This window comes from Pseudomonas simiae (assembly GCF_900111895.1).
Classification (GTDB): domain Bacteria; phylum Pseudomonadota; class Gammaproteobacteria; order Pseudomonadales; family Pseudomonadaceae; genus Aquipseudomonas; species Aquipseudomonas simiae.
Genome location: NZ_FOKB01000006.1, coordinates 198,647 through 218,620 on the forward strand (window position 1 = coordinate 198,647; position 19,974 = coordinate 218,620).

General features: G+C 54.0%; 17 protein-coding genes, 1 tRNA gene and 2 pseudogenes. 8 read left to right on the forward strand and 12 right to left on the reverse strand.

Annotation, left to right across the window (positions count from 1 at the left end):
* Positions 1 to 586 precede the first annotated feature (586 nt).
* The 5 genes from BMZ57_RS19705 to BMZ57_RS29285 all read left to right on the forward strand — a co-directional run bounded on the left by BMZ57_RS19705 (position 587) and on the right by BMZ57_RS29285 (position 5,425).
* On the forward strand, positions 587 to 1,765 hold the full coding sequence (locus BMZ57_RS19705) for a dsDNA nuclease domain-containing protein (RefSeq protein WP_069672838.1): 1,179 nt from the start codon (positions 587 to 589) through the stop codon (positions 1,763 to 1,765).
* A complete protein-coding gene (locus BMZ57_RS19710; protein WP_069672837.1) occupies positions 1,762 to 2,241 on the forward strand; it encodes a hypothetical protein in 480 nt (159 codons plus the stop codon). The genes BMZ57_RS19705 and BMZ57_RS19710 overlap by 4 nt, the downstream gene beginning before the upstream one ends.
* Positions 2,238 to 3,998 (forward strand): AAA family ATPase, encoded by a 1,761-nt coding sequence (locus BMZ57_RS19715; protein WP_069672836.1) that lies wholly within the window; start codon positions 2,238 to 2,240, stop codon positions 3,996 to 3,998. Before BMZ57_RS19710 ends, BMZ57_RS19715 begins: the two co-directional genes overlap by 4 nt.
* 86 nt (positions 3,999 to 4,084) lie before the next feature.
* Positions 4,085 to 4,756, forward strand: a complete 672-nt coding sequence (locus BMZ57_RS19720) for a hypothetical protein (RefSeq protein ID WP_069672835.1) — start codon at positions 4,085 to 4,087, stop codon at positions 4,754 to 4,756.
* Between the two features lie 3 nt (positions 4,757 to 4,759).
* Positions 4,760 to 5,425 carry a class I SAM-dependent methyltransferase gene (locus BMZ57_RS29285; protein ID WP_074900606.1) on the forward strand — a complete coding sequence of 222 codons (666 nt, stop codon included), beginning with the start codon at positions 4,760 to 4,762 and terminating at the stop codon, positions 5,423 to 5,425.
* A 3-nt stretch (positions 5,426 to 5,428) separates the two neighbouring features.
* Here the strand turns inward: BMZ57_RS29285 and BMZ57_RS19730 are convergent, their stop codons facing one another.
* From BMZ57_RS19730 to BMZ57_RS19755, 5 genes and pseudogenes are all read right to left on the reverse strand, one after another.
* Complete coding sequence (locus tag BMZ57_RS19730; RefSeq protein ID WP_074900609.1) at positions 5,429 to 5,728, reverse strand: hypothetical protein; 300 nt, start codon at positions 5,726 to 5,728, stop codon at positions 5,429 to 5,431.
* Positions 5,725 to 6,704: pseudogene (locus tag BMZ57_RS19735) on the reverse strand (integrase domain-containing protein). The gene BMZ57_RS19730 and the pseudogene BMZ57_RS19735 overlap by 4 nt, the downstream one beginning before the upstream one ends.
* Before the next feature lie 903 nt (positions 6,705 to 7,607).
* Positions 7,608 to 8,936 (reverse strand): annotated as a pseudogene (locus BMZ57_RS19745) (tyrosine-type recombinase/integrase).
* Positions 8,937 to 9,100: 164 nt separating this feature from the next.
* Positions 9,101 to 9,176: transfer RNA gene (locus BMZ57_RS19750), tRNA-Thr, on the reverse strand.
* Between the two features lie 123 nt (positions 9,177 to 9,299).
* Positions 9,300 to 9,533, reverse strand: coding sequence for a DUF2790 domain-containing protein (locus tag BMZ57_RS19755; RefSeq protein ID WP_010213918.1), 234 nt, complete (start codon positions 9,531 to 9,533; stop codon positions 9,300 to 9,302).
* Between the two features lie 348 nt (positions 9,534 to 9,881).
* Here BMZ57_RS19755 and bcsQ (BMZ57_RS19760) point away from each other — a divergent pair, with 348 nt between their 5' ends.
* Entirely contained in the window at positions 9,882 to 10,832 is a 951-nt protein-coding gene (gene bcsQ, locus BMZ57_RS19760) for a cellulose biosynthesis protein BcsQ (RefSeq protein WP_074900613.1), read from the forward strand.
* A 207-nt stretch (positions 10,833 to 11,039) separates the two neighbouring features.
* A complete protein-coding gene (bcsQ, locus tag BMZ57_RS19765; RefSeq protein ID WP_021492201.1) occupies positions 11,040 to 11,960 on the forward strand; it encodes a cellulose biosynthesis protein BcsQ in 921 nt (306 codons plus the stop codon).
* Positions 11,961 to 12,200: 240 nt separating this feature from the next.
* Here the strand turns inward: bcsQ (BMZ57_RS19765) and BMZ57_RS19770 are convergent, their stop codons facing one another.
* From BMZ57_RS19770 to BMZ57_RS19790, 5 genes are all read right to left on the reverse strand, one after another.
* Positions 12,201 to 13,388, reverse strand: coding sequence for a methyltransferase (locus tag BMZ57_RS19770; protein ID WP_069672833.1), 1,188 nt, complete (start codon positions 13,386 to 13,388; stop codon positions 12,201 to 12,203).
* Entirely contained in the window at positions 13,369 to 14,058 is a 690-nt protein-coding gene (locus BMZ57_RS19775) for an ABC transporter permease (RefSeq protein WP_029529264.1), read from the reverse strand. The genes BMZ57_RS19770 and BMZ57_RS19775 overlap by 20 nt, the downstream gene beginning before the upstream one ends.
* Before the next feature lie 38 nt (positions 14,059 to 14,096).
* Complete coding sequence (locus BMZ57_RS19780; protein ID WP_010213911.1) at positions 14,097 to 14,792, reverse strand: ABC transporter permease; 696 nt, start codon at positions 14,790 to 14,792, stop codon at positions 14,097 to 14,099.
* A 74-nt stretch (positions 14,793 to 14,866) separates the two neighbouring features.
* Positions 14,867 to 15,619 (reverse strand): ABC transporter substrate-binding protein, encoded by a 753-nt coding sequence (locus tag BMZ57_RS19785; RefSeq protein ID WP_010213907.1) that lies wholly within the window; start codon positions 15,617 to 15,619, stop codon positions 14,867 to 14,869.
* Between the two features lie 13 nt (positions 15,620 to 15,632).
* Positions 15,633 to 16,406 carry an ABC transporter ATP-binding protein gene (locus tag BMZ57_RS19790; RefSeq protein WP_010213906.1) on the reverse strand — a complete coding sequence of 258 codons (774 nt, stop codon included), beginning with the start codon at positions 16,404 to 16,406 and terminating at the stop codon, positions 15,633 to 15,635.
* 554 nt (positions 16,407 to 16,960) lie between these two features.
* Between BMZ57_RS19790 and gabP the strand changes: the two genes are divergently transcribed.
* The gene (gabP, locus tag BMZ57_RS19795; protein WP_021492198.1) at positions 16,961 to 18,352 is read left to right on the forward strand and encodes a GABA permease; all 1,392 of its coding nucleotides are present in this window, start codon (positions 16,961 to 16,963) and stop codon (positions 18,350 to 18,352) included.
* 108 nt (positions 18,353 to 18,460) lie between these two features.
* Here gabP and BMZ57_RS19800 read toward each other — a convergent pair whose 3' ends face one another.
* The gene (locus BMZ57_RS19800; RefSeq protein WP_042571326.1) at positions 18,461 to 18,874 is read right to left on the reverse strand and encodes a hypothetical protein; all 414 of its coding nucleotides are present in this window, start codon (positions 18,872 to 18,874) and stop codon (positions 18,461 to 18,463) included.
* A 12-nt stretch (positions 18,875 to 18,886) separates the two neighbouring features.
* A complete protein-coding gene (locus tag BMZ57_RS19805) occupies positions 18,887 to 19,831 on the reverse strand; it encodes an alpha/beta hydrolase family protein (RefSeq protein WP_021492197.1) in 945 nt (314 codons plus the stop codon).
* Positions 19,832 to 19,974: the final 143 nt, after the last annotated feature.

Below are 19,974 nucleotides of genomic sequence, written 5' to 3' on the forward strand. Positions count from 1 at the left end.
TATTTTCCTGATTGAAAATGGGGTGTCTGCGCGCAGTGGTGCTAGCTTTGAACAACTGTTTGCTAATGCTTCGGTGGAGCTAATACCCACCCCAAGGAAAATTCGTGGTGGATCTACACCAGACGAACGGTATCTAGGGGCGGAGCTAGGTTTTCTGCGGGACTGGAATCCGATGGAAAATTTGGCATACCCCGATCCGTAACCATAAATGAATCAGTTAGTTATGGACTGAAGCGGAATCGAACTCGGGAGTTCCTTTCTTGTGATTGGGGTCCTTGACTCCTATCTCGAACGCAGATTCACAAGCTCAGGGTATGTGCATGTTGTTGGGCCGAGTTGAACCCTTACGGTAGACAGGTGTAATGGCATAATGATAACTTTTCAGCGCTACCGGTGAGCTAATCAGTAGGCGGTGCTTTGTGGCTGGAGCCGAATAAGGTGCAGATCATCTAGTAAAAGTTTCAGCTTACTGGTCAGTATTATTGTTCACATATCGGAGTCATCAAAAGATATGTAACTGGCCGATGGAATGTGCTAGCTAAGTTGAGAAAGATATTTCAGCTGAGAAGGGACTCGTAGATACTTCATGAATAGTACTGAAGATTTTTACTCAACAAAGCCCCGCGAACAAGTAGGTAGAGATACCTTCTTAAGGTATAGGGCTCAGATACGAGCTGCCGCACTAGCCGCCTTAGAGATTTTGGAAGGCGGCGAAGTTGATAGAGTTTTTTGCGATTACCATGACGATTTCGTGATTGGAAAGAAGGTCGCTGGTAAGCAGCAATACGAGTTTTTTCAAGTTAAAACTCGCGCTAAAACCAGTAAGAACTGGACGCTTAACGAAGTATTTGGACTTAAAACCCAAAAGAATGCGAGCCACTCCGCAGAAAATGTGAAGGCTAGTTTCGCCGGAAAATTATTGCAGCATACGGTAACTTTTCCGGACGTGTGTGCAAGAATTGTATTTATGACTAATGCTCACCTGGATGAAACTCTCGAGGCAATGTCTGTAAGCCTTGAACGTAATGATGTTGCCAATAAATATTTGAGATTTATTGTCGATAATTTTAATGACTGCTTCGTGTTGACCGAGCCAAAACTTTCAGAGACCCAAATACTTGAGAAGCTTTCTAAGCTTAGATTTGAGTCTGACGTTTCGTTTATAAAAGATAAAAACAATAGCTTCGAGTCCGATGCTCGGACCAAGATATACCAATTTAGTGAAATCGATCTGGAGTTTAATGAGGCAAGGCAGATACTGGTGAATCTGTTAGAGTTGATGTCGAAAAAAACTTCAGGGGTGATTTCTGTTTTTGATGAGGCCTCTATTAATAGTAAGGCAAGCGTTGATATAAATGACTTGCTTGATTTATTAAGTATATCTAGAGAGGCGTATCATTCTCTGATTCAAGGAGGTGATGCTAGAGCAATTAAATCGGCGTCAGTAATCCAGCGCACGATGTTTGCTTCTGGGGCTAGCAACGAGGAGATTGAATATTCGTCGAGATGTAAAACTGAGTGGGATGTTTGGCTTCGAGATAATAGAAATAAGCTTTCCGATTTTGATCTCCTTTCTATAGCTTCGAAAATTGACACGTTACTTGCCGATACACTTAATGGCACCAAATCTTTTAGGTTAGGTGCGCTGCATCCAAAACTGAAGCAGTTGATGGTGGAGCTGGATAGTTTGGGGTTGGCATACGACTTAACACCACCACTTTTGTTCGGTGGATTTATTTCTGCCCTGGTTAGGTGTAAATCATGAACTATGACGAATTCTTTGAGAGTGTAACCAGACGCGAAATTTCAATTGCGATTTTAGAAAAAGATATTCAAAAAAACTACCAGCTAAGTAATGAGGCATTATTTCAGTTGCCTCTAATCTCAATGATCGTACTTCTATTGGCTAAGGACCGGCGTAAGCCAATTGTGACTGAAATTGGGCAGATGGTGGGAGAGTCCATCGAAGCCTCATTAGTCGGGTTCAAAGGGTCTTCTAATCATTTAGGTTGGTCTGCAATTTTAAGGATACGGACGGTAAAAGCCATTAGCTTTCTAGAACGATCCGGCATGATTGAAATCCGAAAAAGCGATAATAGAATGCTAGCCACAACCCTAGGACAAAAGGTCATTGATAGAGCTTTGTCTAATGATGATGATTTATCCTATAACCTTTCGTTGATTCAACGATCTTATAGAAATATCTGTGTGAATAAGCAGATGGACCTGGAGCTTGTATGAGGCTTATCAGACTTCAAATTTTCCCGAAGGGCGATAATGGATGGAGCTCAGAGCCGTTGGTATTTGGCCAAGATGTCACTCAACTCTTCGGCCCTAATGGCTGTGGTAAATCACCGCTAATCAAGTCTATAGTTTTTTGTCTCGGCTATCCAAGTAAATTTCGAGATGACATTCTCGAGAACTGCCTGTGTGCTGAGTTGGAATTTGAAGTTAATGATGTTAATTACGTTGCTCGTCGTAATTTTAAATCGGGGCTAGATGTTGTTCTAACCGATTTTGCAGGAGTTAAGCGCGAGTTTTCAAATGAGCTTGACTACTCGAAATATCTTTTTGAGTTGTTAGGGCTTGATATACATACATTGGTCTCTAGCGATGAGAAAAAGGCGGCGCAGGCGTACTTTTCTGCTTTGCTCCCTATCTATTATTTAGATCAAGAGGAAGGCTATCGTAAGTATTATAGCCCTAGCACTTCCTTTATAAAGGATCAGCTTTCGGAGTCGATTCGGATTGTTTTGGGCGTGGCGCCGAAGAACGCATTTGATGCGAAAAAGAAACTGATTGACGCTAAGCGTGAACTCGAACAGCGCGATAAGCAAGTGTATGCACTAAAAAAAGAATATGAGTCAGCCAAAGATGTTTACGGATCTATGGATCCAGTAGGAATAGATGTGGAGCTCAAGTCTTTGTACCAGAGACTTGAGCAGCTGAAAAGTGGTACGGCAGATAAAACTGCCTCCACAGACGCTATTGATGAACTCATTGGATCGAATAACGAAACTATCCGATCTTTAGATCGGGAGTTAGGGGACATCTCCAAGCGCGACCGTAGCTTTCAAAGAATTCATGCAGAGATTCAAACCGAAATCAACACATTGAGCCTGAATGAAGAAGCGAAAAGAGTTTTTTCTTCTTTTGAGGAGATATGTAACTCTCCAGGCTGTCAATTGTTTTCATTCAGCTCAGACTCCTATGGTAAGAATTTACTCTATTTAAAGGACCAGTTAAAGGATCTGGAGCGCAATGTTGAGATTGGGCGTGGGAGGAGTGAACAATTAAGTCTTCGTCGGGGTGAGTTGGTAGCTCAAACTCAAAGCCTTACTGAACGACGAAATTCCTTGGTTAATACTTCAGATATTAAAGCTCTGGTTGAAGCGATTACTCAAATTACATCAAGGATATTTGGTCTAGAGCGGGATAAAAATTCTTTAGATTCGATCGAAGATATTTCGGCTCGCTATGTTAGAGCTTTATCAGCTCAAGATGAAGCTATTAATCGAAGGGAAGAACTAGAAAAAACTGGGCAAGGTAATCCTCTCATCATTAGATTTAGAAGTGTGCTGAGAGAGAATATGCTTAAGTGGATGGATATCCTCGATACAAATAATGTTTCTAGCGATATAAAGTTTGAGGGGGATTTCGTGCCAATTTTAGGCAGCGAGAGATTAGCTCAGTTAGGTGGGAGTACTAGGCTCCGTGTGATTCTCGCTTATCATGCCGCGCTTCTTGAGTGCTTTGAGTTTTTTAAAAGAAAGAAAGTATCGTTTATTATATTCGATACTCCAAAACAACATGAGATGCATGGGGTCGATCTGGGGCGCTATGTTGATGCGCTTAAAGTGTTTTCACGCGCGACAGGTGTTCAGATTGTTATATCCGGAACTGAATATCATTATACTGGAGATGCTAGGGATAAAGATTGGGAGCCTAAATTTCCTGGGTCTAAGCAAAAGATGTTCTTGATGCGAGGTCGATTATAAAAGTGTTGTTTGTGCGCTGCGGGAGCGTTAGCTTTTGTGGGTTTATGGCGTGTAATAGTCGCCTCAATAATTTTTATTGGTGATCGATGATAAGTTTAAAGTCTCCCGCTAGTTATAATGATCTTCTGGAGCAGTTGAATAAGATAACATTTTGCAGTAGTTTTATTTTTTTCGTATTTATGAGTTTGTTTGGATATTTGCCAGTTATAAAAATAAGTCCTGACTTGCTTCCTGCAACGGAAGACCAAGGTGTTTTATTGAAGTGGGTGGTTTCTTTTGGCCTGGTCCCAATCACATTGGCATCAATTGCTTTCCTGGCAAGTTTTTCCTTAGAAGCCCATAATATTTTAGCAAAAATTCTGGGTCTAAGATTATATTGGGATCGCGCTATTACAAAAAAGGCACTGCGCTACTCTCAGGTAGAAAGAAAAGCCACGCGTGATTTAGTGAAAAGCTTCATGCGCGATATGTATTATAAGGAGGTGGCTCTAATAAATCAGCACTATGTTCAGTTGTTTTGGCGCTATACGTTGTCTTTTTGGGCGATATTCGAACATTTCTTTGTCGTATTGCTAACTATAGTTTATTTATTGATTTTTAATAATGACAAAGTTGATAGGGCGCTTTTTTTCTATCTGTTGGGCTTGCTGCTGCTTCTGCTTTTCCATCTGTTTTTTATTACGCTTAAAAAATCATATTCTCAGGTTGATCAAATAGATAAATTGAAATTGTCTCAGTATTTTCGCGGGGTTAAATAGTGTATGAGATATTTGATTGAAGGTGAGATAATTAGATCAGAAAACGCTGCTAAATCGTACAAGCAGAAATCCAAGTTCGTTAGCAGCTACCTGAGAGCGCGACCTAGCAGTAATAGAGTAATGGATTTTGGTTGTGGGAAACTTCGATATTCAGATGAAATTGTTTCGATAAGTGAACAAGTCGTTTTCTTGGATTCTGATTTACAGCTTTCACGTAATCAGATGGTGAGAGGGGTATCTACTAGCGTAGCTGAATACGTATCAACGCACTACGCCCATGCGCAGATTTTATCCTTTGAGAGTGCAGTGGCTCAAGGCGTTCATGGTTGTTTTGATTTTATAAATTGTTCAAATGTGCTATCCGCAATCCCTTGTGTTGACTATTTGGAGAGCGCATTATGCATTATTTACTCTGCCTTGCAGGGAGGAGGTGAAGCTCTTTTTGTTAATCAATTTAGGTGTTCGTCGTTTTCTAAATTTGAATCCGGGCGTCGTCATATGTATGGCTATATTTATAAAGGGCGCTTGGGTTACACTTATTATGGCGTCATGACGAACGATGTGGTTGTGGATCTTCTCGTGCCATTAGGTTTCGAAGTTGTAAACGTTTGGTCGGAAGAGGACGTAGGCTTTGTGCTCGTGCGGCGGCCACATACAGTAATTGCATGATGGCTAGAGTTTTATTTTATGATTTGGTTCGCGATGAACGAACCAAGACTTCCCGAGTCTTTTCGCTATTAACTGTGTGGTTAGCAAATAGTAATAATTAGTTGCTTCCGAACGTTCTTCTCTTGTAGTAGTTAGGAACCAAACTAAATGCTTTTTCTGCCAGCACCATGGGTTATCTTGCTGCCAGCGCTTAGTGATTGCGTCCTGAATTACCTTTGCTTGGCGAAGGTGACGCTGGCGCGTGGTATTTGAACCGGTCAACACGCCTATTAAGAACAGCTCGATATCGAATGGCTTACTCATGCTCGACTACCGATGTAAGCCGATACCACGTCAACACGGCCGTGCCCTAGCTCATAGCTGATTTGCATTCGGGCATCCTGATTTAGGTGTCGGTCGAGCTGATCACAATGGCCACCGTTAATGGGCGCGGGATGATGGGTGATTTGTTCATAGCGTTCGCATGCATAGCCGCGCGCAACTCGTGGAAGCCTTTGAGACTGTACTGATGGAGGATGTCCCGTGCAGGACGGACGATTTCCCGTTGGAAATCGAGGTAGCTTTCGTTCGGTGCAAGCAGGTTGCGGCTACCGTCGGGCGAGACATGATGGGCGAGTGCCAGTGCACCGCGGATGTGATCGTTCACAGTGATCCAGCGAGGTGCCGCCGCGCCTGCGCGGCCACCTTTGGTGCCATTCTGGATGTTGATCTTGCCGTAATGTTCGGCCTCACGTTTTAAACGCGGTATGTCTGCCAAAATGGCCTCGCGTAAGCGCATGCCGGTGGCTCTCGCTAAGTGAGCGATGGCCGCCGCGCGCGGCATTTGGTGTTCGCAGAGCGCGTCGACGATCTGCTTCACGTGTTCGGGGTCTTGGCCTTGCGGCACCGAGCAGCGAACACTGGTGCGCCGCATTCTCAGCGCCTTGCTCGGATTCGGCACTTTCACATACTGATCACCGCGAAGCGCAGCCATAGTCCGGTTCACGCTGGATAATCTATTTTGCGCAGTGGTGATGGCGAGCTCACCTTGTTCAACGTGGTGACGCAGATGTTCGGCATAGTCCCGCAGGGTCTGCCGATCAATTTGTCGGGCATCGTTAAACTCCGGCCCATTCTCCGAGCGACACCAGCGCACAAACGCCTGCCAGCGGTCACTGTGTGCCTTGACCGTGCCGTAATGCCCGCCACCAAATAGATCGCGCAATGCCTGGGGGCCGGCATAGCTCAATTGCCGGCCATAGCCAAAATTCCGCCCATCTCGCCTGCCTACCAATGCCATGATCAATCTCCTCTCGAAGCTGCCCCTTAAAACCTTCCCCACGTCATCCCGCCAAGAATGTTGAGTGTTATCAGGGATCAAGGCCCCTGCGGCCTGTGAGGGTTGTCCACTAACGCGGGACTGGCGACTCCTTACGACCGGGAGCTTGGGCATCTCATGATCTGGCCTCCTGAGCACTTCCGAAGAAGTGGGCGGGTGGAGGCTGCGCTGGCTGACGAGACCAGCGCCGCGAGATCCTGAGTCGGGTGAAGGCAGTGAAGCGATGACCGGGGCATGCCTGACTGTCAGTCAGGTGCAGTCCATTCCCTGGGCTGCGGCACCATCATCTGCATCGCTGTTGCTGGTGACTTCGGTGTTTGTCGCGCCGATTGTCACGAGGGGGAATGCCGCAAAGCCTTCTACGAGGTGGGCTGCAGCAGCGGTAGGAGCGCCCGTCTCTTTCCGGGAGAAAGAGACGGGCGCAGGTTGGCGCATGAAATGGCCAAGCGGATAGGTTGCTGCAGGGCAGCTATGAAAGGGGATGAGTTGCCGCAGTGGGCACACTGGTAAAAGTAGGCATCCATCACATCGCTGTGACCGTGCGAGCCGCCGGACGCTAATCGCACTTTGGGAGAACCACCACGGTGTGGCGTAGCCTTAAAGGTTCCGGCTACCTGGGGTTGCTGTCGACGACAGCGCTTTGCCCGATCTTTTCTATGCCTGTGGATAATTTGGGTCAAGGCTCGAATTATCGGGAGTTCAGCGGCTGTGGATGAAATTATCCACCGGTGGAAATCCGTGGTTTTCCACAGACAGTTGCGTGGGCTTTAGATTTTTTAAGTGAGGTCCATCCAAGCAGGGCGGCTTTGCAGCCCCGCTTGGATGGACCCGCGTGGAAGGGCGGACTGCGGTGATCTCATTGGCTTACCCACGTTTGGATGCGCCACGGCTATTTTGTAGGGCTGTAATGTTGTCGCCGACCGGGTTAGCGAATTCGTGAGGCGTTACATGCCCGCTGCGGTTGGCATCAATGTAGTTGCTCCACCACGCCATGATTAGCCGGCGCTGCTCCAGAAATTCAGCTTTGTGGATATACGCGGCGCGCACGCGGTTGCGTTCCTTGTGACTCATTTGTCTTTCGATGGCTGCGTCGGTCCATAATCCGGACTCTAGTAGGGCGCTACAGGCCATGGTCCTGAAGCCGTGGCCGCACACGTCCTTGCTGGTGTCATAGCCGACGTTGCGGAGCATGGTGTTCACCGTGTTCTCGGACATGGGCTTCCAGTACTTGTGGTCGCCCGGTAGCACTAACTCTGAAAAGCGACTGAGGCTGCGCAGGCGCTCCAGTATTTCGATGACCTGCGGCGATAGCGGAACCATTTGAATGTCGCCGTTCATCTTGGTCCCACGTGTGGAGTTGCGTACCCCTTCAATCGGTGCGCGAGTATCGGGGATTTCCCACATGGCGCGTTGGAGGTCGAACTCACTCCATCGCGCGAAGCGCAACTCGCTGGAGCGGACGAACACATGCAGAGTCAGCAGCACGGCAAGGCGCGTCAGCTCGCGGCCGTTGTAGTTGTCGATTCGGTGTAGCAGTTCGGGTAGGCGGTTGAGGGAGAGGGCCGGGCGATGGATTGTGCGCGGCGCGTGAATCGAGCCTGCCAGATCCAGTGCAGGATTCATGGTGATCTGCCGAGCCCTTTTGGCCCCGCGCATGATGGTGGATAAGTAGTTCTGTACCCGTAACGCCACATCCATGGTGCCGCGTTCCTTGATGCGCTGGGTGATCTCTAGCAGGTCATGGGTATCGAGTTCAGCGATGGCTCGTTGGCCGATCAGCGGGAAGACGTGGGTACGCAGTCGGCTCATCACGGTTTTGGCGTGTCCTTCGGTCCAGCGACGGGACATGTCGGCGTGCCACTCCAGAGCAACGGTCTCGAAAAGCAGTGCCGCTCGCTGGGCTACGATCTTGGCCTTCTTCTTTTCTTCCATTGGGTCGAGGTTGTCGAGCAGCAACGCCTTGGCTTAGTCTCGCTTACGTCGTGCGACGGAAAGGGTAACGATGGGGTAATTGCCGATGATGAGCGTACCTTCCTTGCCGCTGGGCTTGGTGTACTTCAAGCGCCAGGTCTTCACGCCATTGGGTTTGACGAAAAGGTACATGCCGCCGCCGTCGAACAGTTTGTAGGCGCGTTCGCGGGTTTTTGCCGTGCGGCATTGCAGGTCGCTGAGGGGGATCGCTAGACGTGGCATAGGGGTACGCGCTCCTGACCGGGAAATCGCAGTACCCCTAACATACCCTCGGGGAAGGGGGATTTTGTTGGAACCCGACAGAGGGTCCTGGAACGAAAAAACCCGCCAAAAGGCGGGTTTTCGGGGCTTCCAGAGCATTCGGTGGAATGCAATGGAGCCTAATGTGGTGCCGGCACCAGGAGTCGAACCCGGGACCTACTGATTACAAGTCAGTTGCTCTACCAACTGAGCTATACCGGCGTGTTAGGGCGACGATTATAGCGATTGGCGAGGTTCTGTAAACCCCTGAATTCTGACTATTTTTGCAAACCTGCAGGTTTTTTCATCTTGGGCGGTTTACGGGGTGTGGCGGGGCTTCTTTCTTCAGCTTCCGTCGGCGCAGTTGTCGGCGAATTTGCTGTAGTTCAGTACGTGTTTTTGGCCGTGGGAGTCCAGGTAGGTCATGTGGGTATTGACCACGCCGCAGGAGGCGGCGTTGTCCTCCACGGTGGCGACGATGTGTTGAATGTCTGGCTTCGGCTTTGTGTCGGCGTGGGCGTTGAGGGTGAAGGCGAGCAGGCTGGCGGCGATGAAGATGTTCCAGTTGTTGGGGTTCATGGGTGCGTCCTCGGTGCAGGTCAATAGTGGGTGTGGGTCCTATTGAATGCAGGGGAGGTATATGGGGTGTGTCGCAAAACTCGGGTTTTGTTTCGTTTTGTATGGGGCGTGTGCCGAGGTACATGCCAATACGCGTCGGGCGAAATGATTGATAAGTTGATCATAAATCACGCTAAATAAATCTAAGCATTTGATTATTATAAGAAAAACGATAAGTCATATAAATGGCGCCAAGCCGCTCATCTGAAAGAAGTTAGCTGAAATCATCAAAATACTGACACTATCAAGGTGATATCACACAATGCGCGCCTTATTTTATTCAACCATTTAAAGGGGGGAGCAAAGGCAGTGAGTCGCGCAGATGACATTTCCAAACTATACGACGCACTGACTGGCACCCTCCGTGTTGATCAGCCCCAGGTCGATGAGCCGGTTTCGCCTGGCTTGCAAAGCTTGCTCGATCAGCTGAATCAGGGCGCAGCCCCGCATCTTTATCCGCTTGAACTGGGTGAGGGGCCGCTGTGCGACGTGTATTCGGAGGCAGCGGCGCCCAAGGTTGTGGTGGTGGTCTCCGCCAAGGGTGGGGTTGGCCGCACCACGCTCACGGCGGCACTCGCCAGCAGCCTGCAGCGACAGGGCCATCCTGCGCTTGCGCTGGACCTGGACCCGCAAGACGGACTGCGCCATCACCTGGCGCCCGGTGTGAATATGGCGGGCGTTGGCGCGACCAGCCTGCTCAACAAAACCTGGGAAGCGTTACCGGTTCGTGGTTTTGCCGGATGCCGGGTAGTGGCGTTCGGTGAAACCGACCCGGTGCAACAGCAAAGTTTGAATCGTTGGCTGGGCCAGGATCTGGAGTTTTTGGCCAAGCGTCTGGATGGGATGAAATTGAGTGGCCGGGACACGCTGATCATCGATGTGCCGGCAGGCAATACCGTATACCTGAGCCAGGCTATGTCGGTTGCCGACGTGGTGTTGGTGGTGGTGCAAGCGGATGTCGCGTCATTTCGCAGCCTGACTCAAATGGACCGTGTGCTTGCCCCTCACCTGGACCACGCGAAGTCACCGTACTGCTTCTATGTGATCAACCAGGTCGACCCTGCTCATCGGTTCAGCCAGGACATGGTCGACGTATTCAAGCTTCGCCTGGGGGATGCCGTGCTTGGAACCCTCCAGCGCGATCCCGCGTTTATCGAAGCTCAGGCTTACGGGCGCGACCCCCTCGATCCGGTGAGCAACAGTGCCGCGTGCCAGGATCTGAGTAGTCTATGTCGCGAATTGCTCAAACGAATCAATTAAGCGCGTCGATGGTTGAAGCATCGCAGGCCATTAAATTGACGATTTGCCGCTTATCTAAAAAATGAGCAGGTTTATCATCAAAATAATGACACTTTGTCAGTGCTGTCACAGAATGCGACAACAGAGACGCCGATAATAAGACCTGCGGTGAGCCTTCTACTTGCCGACCCTTCACGTCTTTAAGCCGCGTCGTGGGGAGTTCGGGCCATGAGCCTTGCTAACGAGTTTTTCGTGTTGTTCGGTAAAAATGTCACGCGAGATGCCCAAGGGCTCAACGCACGGCTGCATTTTTTCGGCAGCATTCCCGTCGAGGATGGCAGCCCCGTTTCGAGCACCCGCGAAGACGTGCCGTCAATGAATGTCCGCGCGGCGCGGCCCACCGTGGTGGCTTTGGTCTCCGTCAATGGCGGCGTGGGTCGCAGCACTCTGGCTACGGCCTTGAGCAGCGGCTTGCAGCGCCAGGGCGAGTCGGTGGTGGCCTTGGACCTTGACCCGCAAAATGCCCTGCGTCATCACTTCGGGGTCAGCCCGGATGCAGAGGGACTCGGCCCTGCCAGCTTGCAGAACGCGCAATGGGCGGCGATCCAGCAGCCTGGTTTCGCTGGCTGCAAGGTGATCACCTTCGGTAGCACCAGTACCCGGCAGCAAGAAAGCCTGCAGCGCTGGCTCACCCATGAGCCGGATTGGCTCGCACGGCGCCTGGAAGACTTGAGCTTGGGCGCGCGCCATACGCTGATCATCGATACCCCTGCCGGTAACAACGTTTACTTCCAGCAGGCGCTGAGCGTGGCTGATGTAGTGCTGGTCGTCACCCAGGCCGATGCAGCGTCGCTGGCCACCCTGGATCAACTGGATGCGCTGTTGGCGCCCCATCTGAAGCGCGAGCGCCCGCCGCGCGTGCATTTTGTGGTCAATCAAGTGGACGAGTGCAATGCGTTCAGCCTGGACATGGTCGAAGCATTCAAGCAGCGTTTGGGCAGCACCCTGTACGAGGTTCACCGTGATGTGGTCATCAGCGAATCCCTGGCTTTCAGCACCGACCCACTGGACAGCCAGTCGATGCGCTTGGCCGCTGACGATATCAATGACCTGTGCCGGTTGTTGAGGGTGTCGAAAAAATACGTCTAGAGCGCGGTTTATACGCTTAACGCCAGATGCTTATGCACAATCGGTTGGATGGCGGTGTCACGAAAAAGCCATTTTGTGGAGCCGTTCTCATCACGCCGCAACTGCCTGTTTTGCGTGCGTTTTATTTTATGAACAAAAAATGACCAGTGCGGTTTATGAGCTGTAGTGCAGATGGTTACAGGCCCCGTAAAGAATTCATCAACAGAGTTATCCACAGGCTGCCTGCGACAATTTCGCCCCTTAATCGCGCTCGGCAAGCACCATCAAGTTGCGCGGCGTCAGTGCGGGTTCGCAAAAGGTACCTACTTGGACGTTGTAGCCGTTTTCGTCGAGAAACAATGCCCGATCCAGCACCAGCCACATTTCCAGTGGGCGCCGAAACAGACCACGCACCAGTTCCAAATTCCTGACCTCGGCCAGGCGGCGCCAGCCGTACGCTTCCAGCGCCGCCCAATCCTGTTCAGCTGTGGATAACACTTTGAGGCCTGCCAGTTCCCGGCAATAGTCGGCAAAGGGTTTGTCCAGCCAACTGGCAGGCAGGGAGGGCGTTGGCAGGTATTCGTCGACGCCACGAAGGTCGCGTTGCAGTTGATCGAACCCCAGGCGTCGCGCCATGGACGTGTCCCGTTGCAGGCGCACGCGTTTGCCTGCGGTGACGGTTTCGCTCAGCGGCAGGCCGAGGTCATCGATCGACAGTTGCAGGCGTGACGCCCGGCCTGCATTGGACAGTGGCTGGTAGGCGTCAGCATGGATGCGGTTATAGCAGCACGGCGCCAGCGCCAGCTGTTTGCAGCCGGCCGCGCTGGCCAGGTGCAGCAGGCGCACATGCAGGTCGCCACAGGCATGCAGGGCGACGGGCGTGTGTTCGGGGGTGATCGCCACATCGGCCATCACGTCTTGCAGGCGATGGGTCACCGGCAAGCCATGATGGTCGCTCAAGGCCTGGCCTGCAGCGATCAGCGCAGGGTCGTATTCCAGGCAGGTCAGTGCCTGCCCGGTTTGTAACAGACGACGACCGAGGTGGCCCTTGCCCGCGCACCAGTCCAGCCAGTGTGTGGGTGTCTGTGCAAACTGCAGTGCCGCGCCAAAGGCTTCAATCTGTTCCCACTTGCGACCCGGAACATCCACATTCAGGCGATGGCGAGCGGCTTGCAGCGGGTGCATCGGTAACTTATCCACAGCACTGAGCTGCAGGGCTTGCGCAGCAAGCTGTGGAAAAGGTGCAGGCGCGGCGAGGTCATGGGGATGGTTGTGACGGGCTTCGGCTTCGGCCAATGAGCGTTGGCGCAGCCACTGGGCGAGGTCGGGATGCTCGGCTTCCCAAGGTAACTGGCGATGCGTAAAGGGCCGTGGTTTCCACAGCCCTTGGTGCTCGATCAGGAACGCATCCAGCGCGTGGAAGCGGGCCTCAACGTCCTTGGCAAGCATCGACGCGCAGCCAGCGTTCCAGCAGCTTGAAGCCGCGTACCAGCACGTACGCCATCAACAGGTAGAACAGGCCGGCGGCGAAGAAGATCTCTACCGGCAGGTACGTACGGGCAATGATGGTCCGCGCCATGCCGGTCAATTCCAGCAGGGTGACGGTGCTGGCCAGGGCGCTGGCCTTGAGCATCAGGATCACTTCGTTGCTGTACGCCGGCAGGCCGATGCGCGAGGCGCGCGGCAGGATGATGTAGAACAGTGTCTTCGGCTTGGACATGCCCAGGGCGCGCGCGGCTTCAATCTCGCCCGGCGGGATGGCCTGGATCGCGCCGCGCAGGATCTCGGCGATGTAGGCGGCGGTGTGCAGGGTCATGGTGGCAGTGGCGCACCAGAACGGATCGCGCAGGTAGGGCCACATGAAGCTCTCGCGCACCGAGTCGAACTGCGCCAGGCCGTAGTAGACCAGGAACAACTGCACCAGCAACGGCGTGCCACGGAAGAAGAAAATGTAGGCATAGGGCAGGGCGCTGACATACCAGCGGCGCGAGGAGCGCGCGATACCCAGCGGAATTGCCAGCAACAGGCCGGCGATGACCGCAATGGCCACCAGCTCCAGGGTGAGGATGGCACCCTGGGCCAGCTTGGGCAGCCATTTGATGATCACGGCCCAGTTCAGGCCCAGGTCGAAATGCGCCAGCCAGCTGTAGTCGCCGCTCATTGGGTGCTCCTTGCAAAGCCGCGGGCGGCGCGTTTTTCCAGGAAGTGCATGCCGGTCATGGCCAGCACGGTCAGGCCCAGGTACATGAAGGCGGCGACCATGAAGAAGGTGAATGGCTGCTTGGTGACGGTCACGCCGATCTGCGCATGGCGCATGATTTCTTCCAGACCGATCACCGATACCAGCGCGGTGTCTTTCATCAGGATCATGAACAGGTTGCCAAGGCCCGGCAGGGCGATGCGCCACATCTGCGGCATGATCAGCCGAGTGAAGATCCGGAACTTCGACAGCCCCAAGGCGATACCGGCTTCACGGTGGCCTTTGGGAATGGCGAGGATCGCGCCACGGAACACTTCCGTTGCGTAGGCACCAAAGCACAGGCCCAGGGCGATCACCCCGGCGGCAAAGGCACTGAGGGAAAGGTCGGGGTTGCCAAAGAACTCCCCGAGGGCACGCATCAGATTGACCGTGCCGAAGTAAATCAGCAGCACCCACAACAGCTCTGGAATACCGCGAACAATGGTCGAGTAAGCGCCGCCAAGCCATTGCAGCGGCTTGTACGGCGAAGTCTTGGCCAAGGCGCCGGCAAGGCCTAGCACCAGCCCCAGGCACAGGGCCGTGAGCGCCAGTTTGACGGTCATCAGCGCGCCAGCGGCGAGCGCCGGGCCGAATCCGTAGAGATCGAAATTCATGGTGTTTTCATATCGCGGCAGGCATTGCAAAAAGCCGACGCGCTCAACTGAGCGCGCCGGGCATACCGTTCAGATCATTCGATGCTGAAAGGGAAGTACTTGTCGTTGATCTTCTTGTAGGTGCCGTCTGCCTTGATCTCTGCCAGGGCTTTGTTCAGGCGCTCGCGCAGTGGGTCGCCCTTGCGTACGGCGATACCGATCTTGTCGCTTTCTACCACCGGGTCGCCTTTGAACTCGTAGGCCGAACCGTCTTTGCTCTTGAGCCATTCGTACTGCACGTACTTGTCAGCCAGGATGCCGTCCAGGCGACCGGAGGTCAGGTCGAGGTAGGCGTTTTCCTGGGTGTCGTACAGCTTGGCTTCGGTATCCGGCAGCTTGTCTTCCAGGTAAGTACCGGCCAACGTGGCGCGTTGTGCACCGATCACTTTGCCTTTGAGGTAAGCGGCGTCGGTCTTGAAGTCGGCGGTGGCTTTAGGCGCGATGAACTGCAGCTTGTTGGAGTAGTACGGGTCGGTGAAGTCGACGGCCGCCTTGCGCTCCTCGGTGATCGACAGCGAGGACACCAGGAAGTCGAACTTCTTGGCGTTCAGGGCCGGGATGATGCCGTCCCAGTCGGACACATACACTTCGCACTTCTCGACTTTCATCTTGGCGCACAGGGCGTCGCCGATGTCTTTGTCGAAGCCCACGACGTTGCCGCTGGCGTCTTTATTGTTGAACGGCGGGTAGGCCGCTTCGATCCCCATTTTCAAGGTTTCTGCCATGGCCGTGGCGCTGAACGCCATCGAGACGGCCGCAGCCAGAAGGAATTTTTTATAGTTCTGCATGCATGTTGCTCCGTTAGCGGTTGCTGGACATGAATTGTTTGCAGCGCGCCGAAAGCGGGTTTTCAAACACCTGCTGTGGCGATCCTTGCTCTTCGACCAGGCCCTGGTGCAGGAACACCACTTCACTGGACACCTGACGGGCGAAGCCCATTTCATGGGTGACCAGCAGCATGGTGCGGCCTTCTTCGGCCAGTGCGCGGATCACATTAAGTACTTCCTGAACCATTTCCGGGTCAAGCGCCGAAGTGGGCTCATCGAACAGGATGACTTTAGGCTGCATCGCCAGAGTGCGCGCAATGGCCGCCCGTTGCTGCTGGCCGCCGGACAGTTGCGCGGGGTACGCGTGGCGTTTGTCGGCAATGCCGACCTTGGCCAGCAGGGCTTCGGCGACTTCGATGGCTTCGGCTTTGCTTTGGCCGAGCACACGGCGAGGGGCCTCGATGATGTTGTCGAGGATGCTCATGTGCGGCCACAGGTTAAAGTTTTGAAACACAAAACCGATTTCGCTGCGCAGGCGGTTGATCTGCTTGCCGTCGGCGGCCATCAATTCGCCGTTTTTCGCGGCCTTGAGCTTGAGTTCTTCACCGGCCACCAGGATCTGGCCCTGGTGCGGGTTTTCCAGCAGGTTGATGCAGCGCAGGAAGGTGGACTTGCCGGAACCGGAGGAACCCAGGATCGAGATCACATCGCCGTCGCGAGCGGTCAGCGAGATACCTTTGAGTACCTCCAGCTCACCATAGCGTTTATGCAAGTTGCGGATTTCAAGCGCGGGCGTGGCCTCGGCCATGTGGGGTCCTCATTGTGTTCATTGCAATCCTGCTGTTGGGCCGCCTTCCTGGCGAGGCGCCAAGCTAGCATAGCGTCTTGATGGCAGCCAACAGCGTGGCCGGCGGTAAACAGGTGGTGTGCGGCAGGGTGTCGCATCGGCACAGCAGCGTGTCGCGCCATCAACAACCGAACATCCGTTTGAACCTGAAAAACTGCAGGCTTCGCGTAAAAAAGGGCGCGATGGTGCCAGCTTTGGTCGGGTGTTGGAAGGGTTAACCGGGCAAACGGTGCATATCAGCCCTTTTGTGGGGCGTCACGTACTTTTTGTGTGTGTTTATGGTGCGTTTATTCGTCTTGAATGTGAGTCGCACGGTAACGCTATAGCGGAATGCCATTGTTCTCAATGACTTGCGAGGCGTGTTGAAACTCCCTACAGCCCGCGTCAATCGCGGCGCTGTAACATTTTGGCGCAAATCTTGCGTAAAAAATAAAGAACGCCCTGTTGGTTTCTTTTCACGACAAAGATTCCGGGCCGGGCCGACCGTTTTCGCAATTCCTCGTAAAGGTGTGTCAATGAGTAGTACGCAAAGCTCCAATGACCTCGAACAGGGGCTCAAACCGCGTCACGTCACCATGCTGTCGATTGCCGGCGTTATCGGTGCCGGTTTGTTTGTCGGCTCCGGCCACGCGATTGCTGCCGCCGGCCCGGCCGTACTGTTGGCGTATGCCGCTGCGGGGACGCTGGTGGTGTTGGTGATGCGAATGCTGGCCGAAATGGCCGTGGCGTCGCCGGACACCGGATCGTTCTCCACCTACGCTGACCGGGCGATCGGCCACTGGGCCGGTTTCACCATTGGCTGGTTGTACTGGTGGTTCTGGGTGTTGGTGATTCCGTTGGAAGCCAACGCTGCCGCGACCATCCTTCATGCCTGGTTCCCTGATATTGCGATCTGGGTCTTTACCCTGGTCATTACCCTGCTGCTGACGGCAACCAACCTGTTCAGCGTGAAGAACTACGGCGAGTTCGAGTTCTGGTTTGCGTTGATCAAGGTCGTGGCGATCGTGGGCTTCGTGATCCTCGGCCTGGCCGCTATTTTCGGGTTCCTGCCGACCAGCCAGGTCAGCGGTGTTTCCCACCTGTTCGACACCCAAGGCTTCATGCCCAACGGCATGGGCGCTGTGTTGGCTGCAATCCTGACCACCATGTTTTCGTTCATGGGCACTGAGATTGTCACCATCGCCGCCGCTGAGTCGAAGAACCCAGGCCAGCAAATCACCAAGGCAACCAACTCGGTGATCTGGCGGATTGGTTTGTTCTACCTGTTGTCGATCTTCATCGTGGTGTCCCTGGTGCCGTGGAACGATCCGACCCTGGCAGCCGTAGGTTCCTACCAGACCGTGCTGGAACGCATGGGCATCCCGAACGCCAAGCTGATCGTCGACCTGGTGGTATTGGTTGCCGTGACCAGCTGCTTGAACTCGGCGCTGTACACCGCTTCGCGCATGCTGTTCTCCCTGGGTCGTCGCGGTGATGCGCCAGCGGTGGCCAAGCGCACCAACAAGAGCGGCACGCCTTACTGGGCTGTGCTGTTGTCGACTGGCGCGGCATTCCTGGCGGTATTCGCCAACTACGTGGCCCCGGCGGCAGTGTTCGAATTCCTGCTGGCCAGCTCCGGCGCCATTGCGCTGCTGGTGTACCTGGTGATCGCCGTGTCGCAACTGCGCATGCGCCAGAAACGCACGGCGGCGGGCGAGAAGATTGTCTTCAAGATGTGGCTGTTCCCAGGCCTGACCTACGCGGTGATGGTGTTCATCGTGGGTACGCTGACCATCATGCTGTTCCAGGAAGCGCACCGTATCGAGATCATTGCGACTGGGGTGCTGAGCTTGCTGGTGGTGGCGGCGGGGCTGTTTGTGTCGAGCCGTCGCAAGACACAGAGAGCGGGTGCGGCAGTACTGAGCTAAACATTGTGGGAGCCGGGCTTGCCCGCGATGACGGACTGACAATCGATATCTTCGTTGGCTGACACACCGTCATCGCGGGCAAGCCCGGCTCCCACATTTTGTCCGGTGTCAGTCCTGGGAGTTGGTCAGCGCTTGGGACGCCGCGACGTAATCCGCCTGGAACTGCGGCGACTCGATCCACGCCAGGGCCGCGGCTTCATCATCGGTATCTGTAGCCCACTGCCGATACTCGATCAGCGCCGCCAGGATAAAATCGGTGGCTTCTTCTTCGCCTTCCTGTTCCAGCACCAGTGCCAGCAACGGGTGGGCCAAGAACACGGCGCACAAGGCCTGTTGGCTGGTTTCGCCAGCGGTGCGCATCTCTACGAACAGCTCGGTCAAATCCACTGACTCAAGGTCAATGCGACTGTCGTCGCCGGCAAATGCGTCCGGCTTGGTCGCTACGGCGCGCTGGGTACGGTTCTGCTTGGCCTTGGCCTTTGCCCGGTGGGCACGTTTTTGTTGCTTGTTCGGCGAGGCCATGGGCTCAGCGTCCTAGGTTTCGGATCGGGATGGGGTATTGAAGCGCAGGTTGAGGGAAATCCCAAGGGTATCTGCAGCCAATTGGCCGGTTTGAAGCCACGCCAATGCAATCGGCCACAGCCGATCCTGATACTCGCTGCGAAAAAATGCGAAATGTCCGACTTCCTTTTCGCCTATGTCTTCAGGCGCGATCCGCAGATGAGTGCGCGCACTGCTGTCGAAGTAATCCAATAGTCGCTCGATGGCAGCTACCGTTCCGAAGGGGTCGTCGGTGATACTGATAGCCAGTATCTGCGCCTTCACACGACTGAATGGCAACTTACCCAAGGCTCGTCCGCTGGGGCGTGTTTCGTACCTGGGCGTCGGGGTACTCCAGTCCCGCACCACGCCCGCTGGAGTGTCTTCCAGCCAGCCCAGGCGCTTGCCGGGAAAGTGCCCGCACAGCTTGGTCAATAACGGCATCACCACATGCCACTTGGCGAACATTCGCCAGCGCACGTCCGCCGCGTAATCGCGCCAGTACGCAAACTGCGCGCCTACGGTCACCATTCGCCGAATGACCGCACCCGATGCCCCGAGCCCTGCCGCGCAGCCACCGAAGCTATGGCCGACGACATCAATCGGCTGTCCCGGAAACTCCCGTTGCGCGCGCTTCAGCATTGCCTCGAAATCCAGCGCGCCCCAATCCGACCATGAGGCCTTGAAGCCACGCAATGAGCCATTGCGGGATTCGCCGATGCCACGGTAGTCGTAGGTGATGACGTCAACGCCGTTGGCGAACAGGTAGTCGGCAAAGCGCGCGTAGTGGCGGCAGCGGACGGAGGTGGCGGCGTTGATGATGACGACCGGGCGCTCAAGGTCGGTGCGCGGGTGGTGCCAGGTGAAGCCGCCCAGGACGTAGCCGTCGGCGGCAGGTTCCTGGAAAGCTTCCGGAGTGGGGCGGGTTGGGCGGTTCATGGGACTGTCGGGTCCTTGCGCCTTGGGTAAGGGCATGCTGGCTCACGCGCTTTTTTATAAGACGCCGAACTTAACAAATTTCGGGCATTGTGATTGCGAAGATTGTCGGGGTGCTCGACCTTTCCCCCTCCAGATGCTTAGGC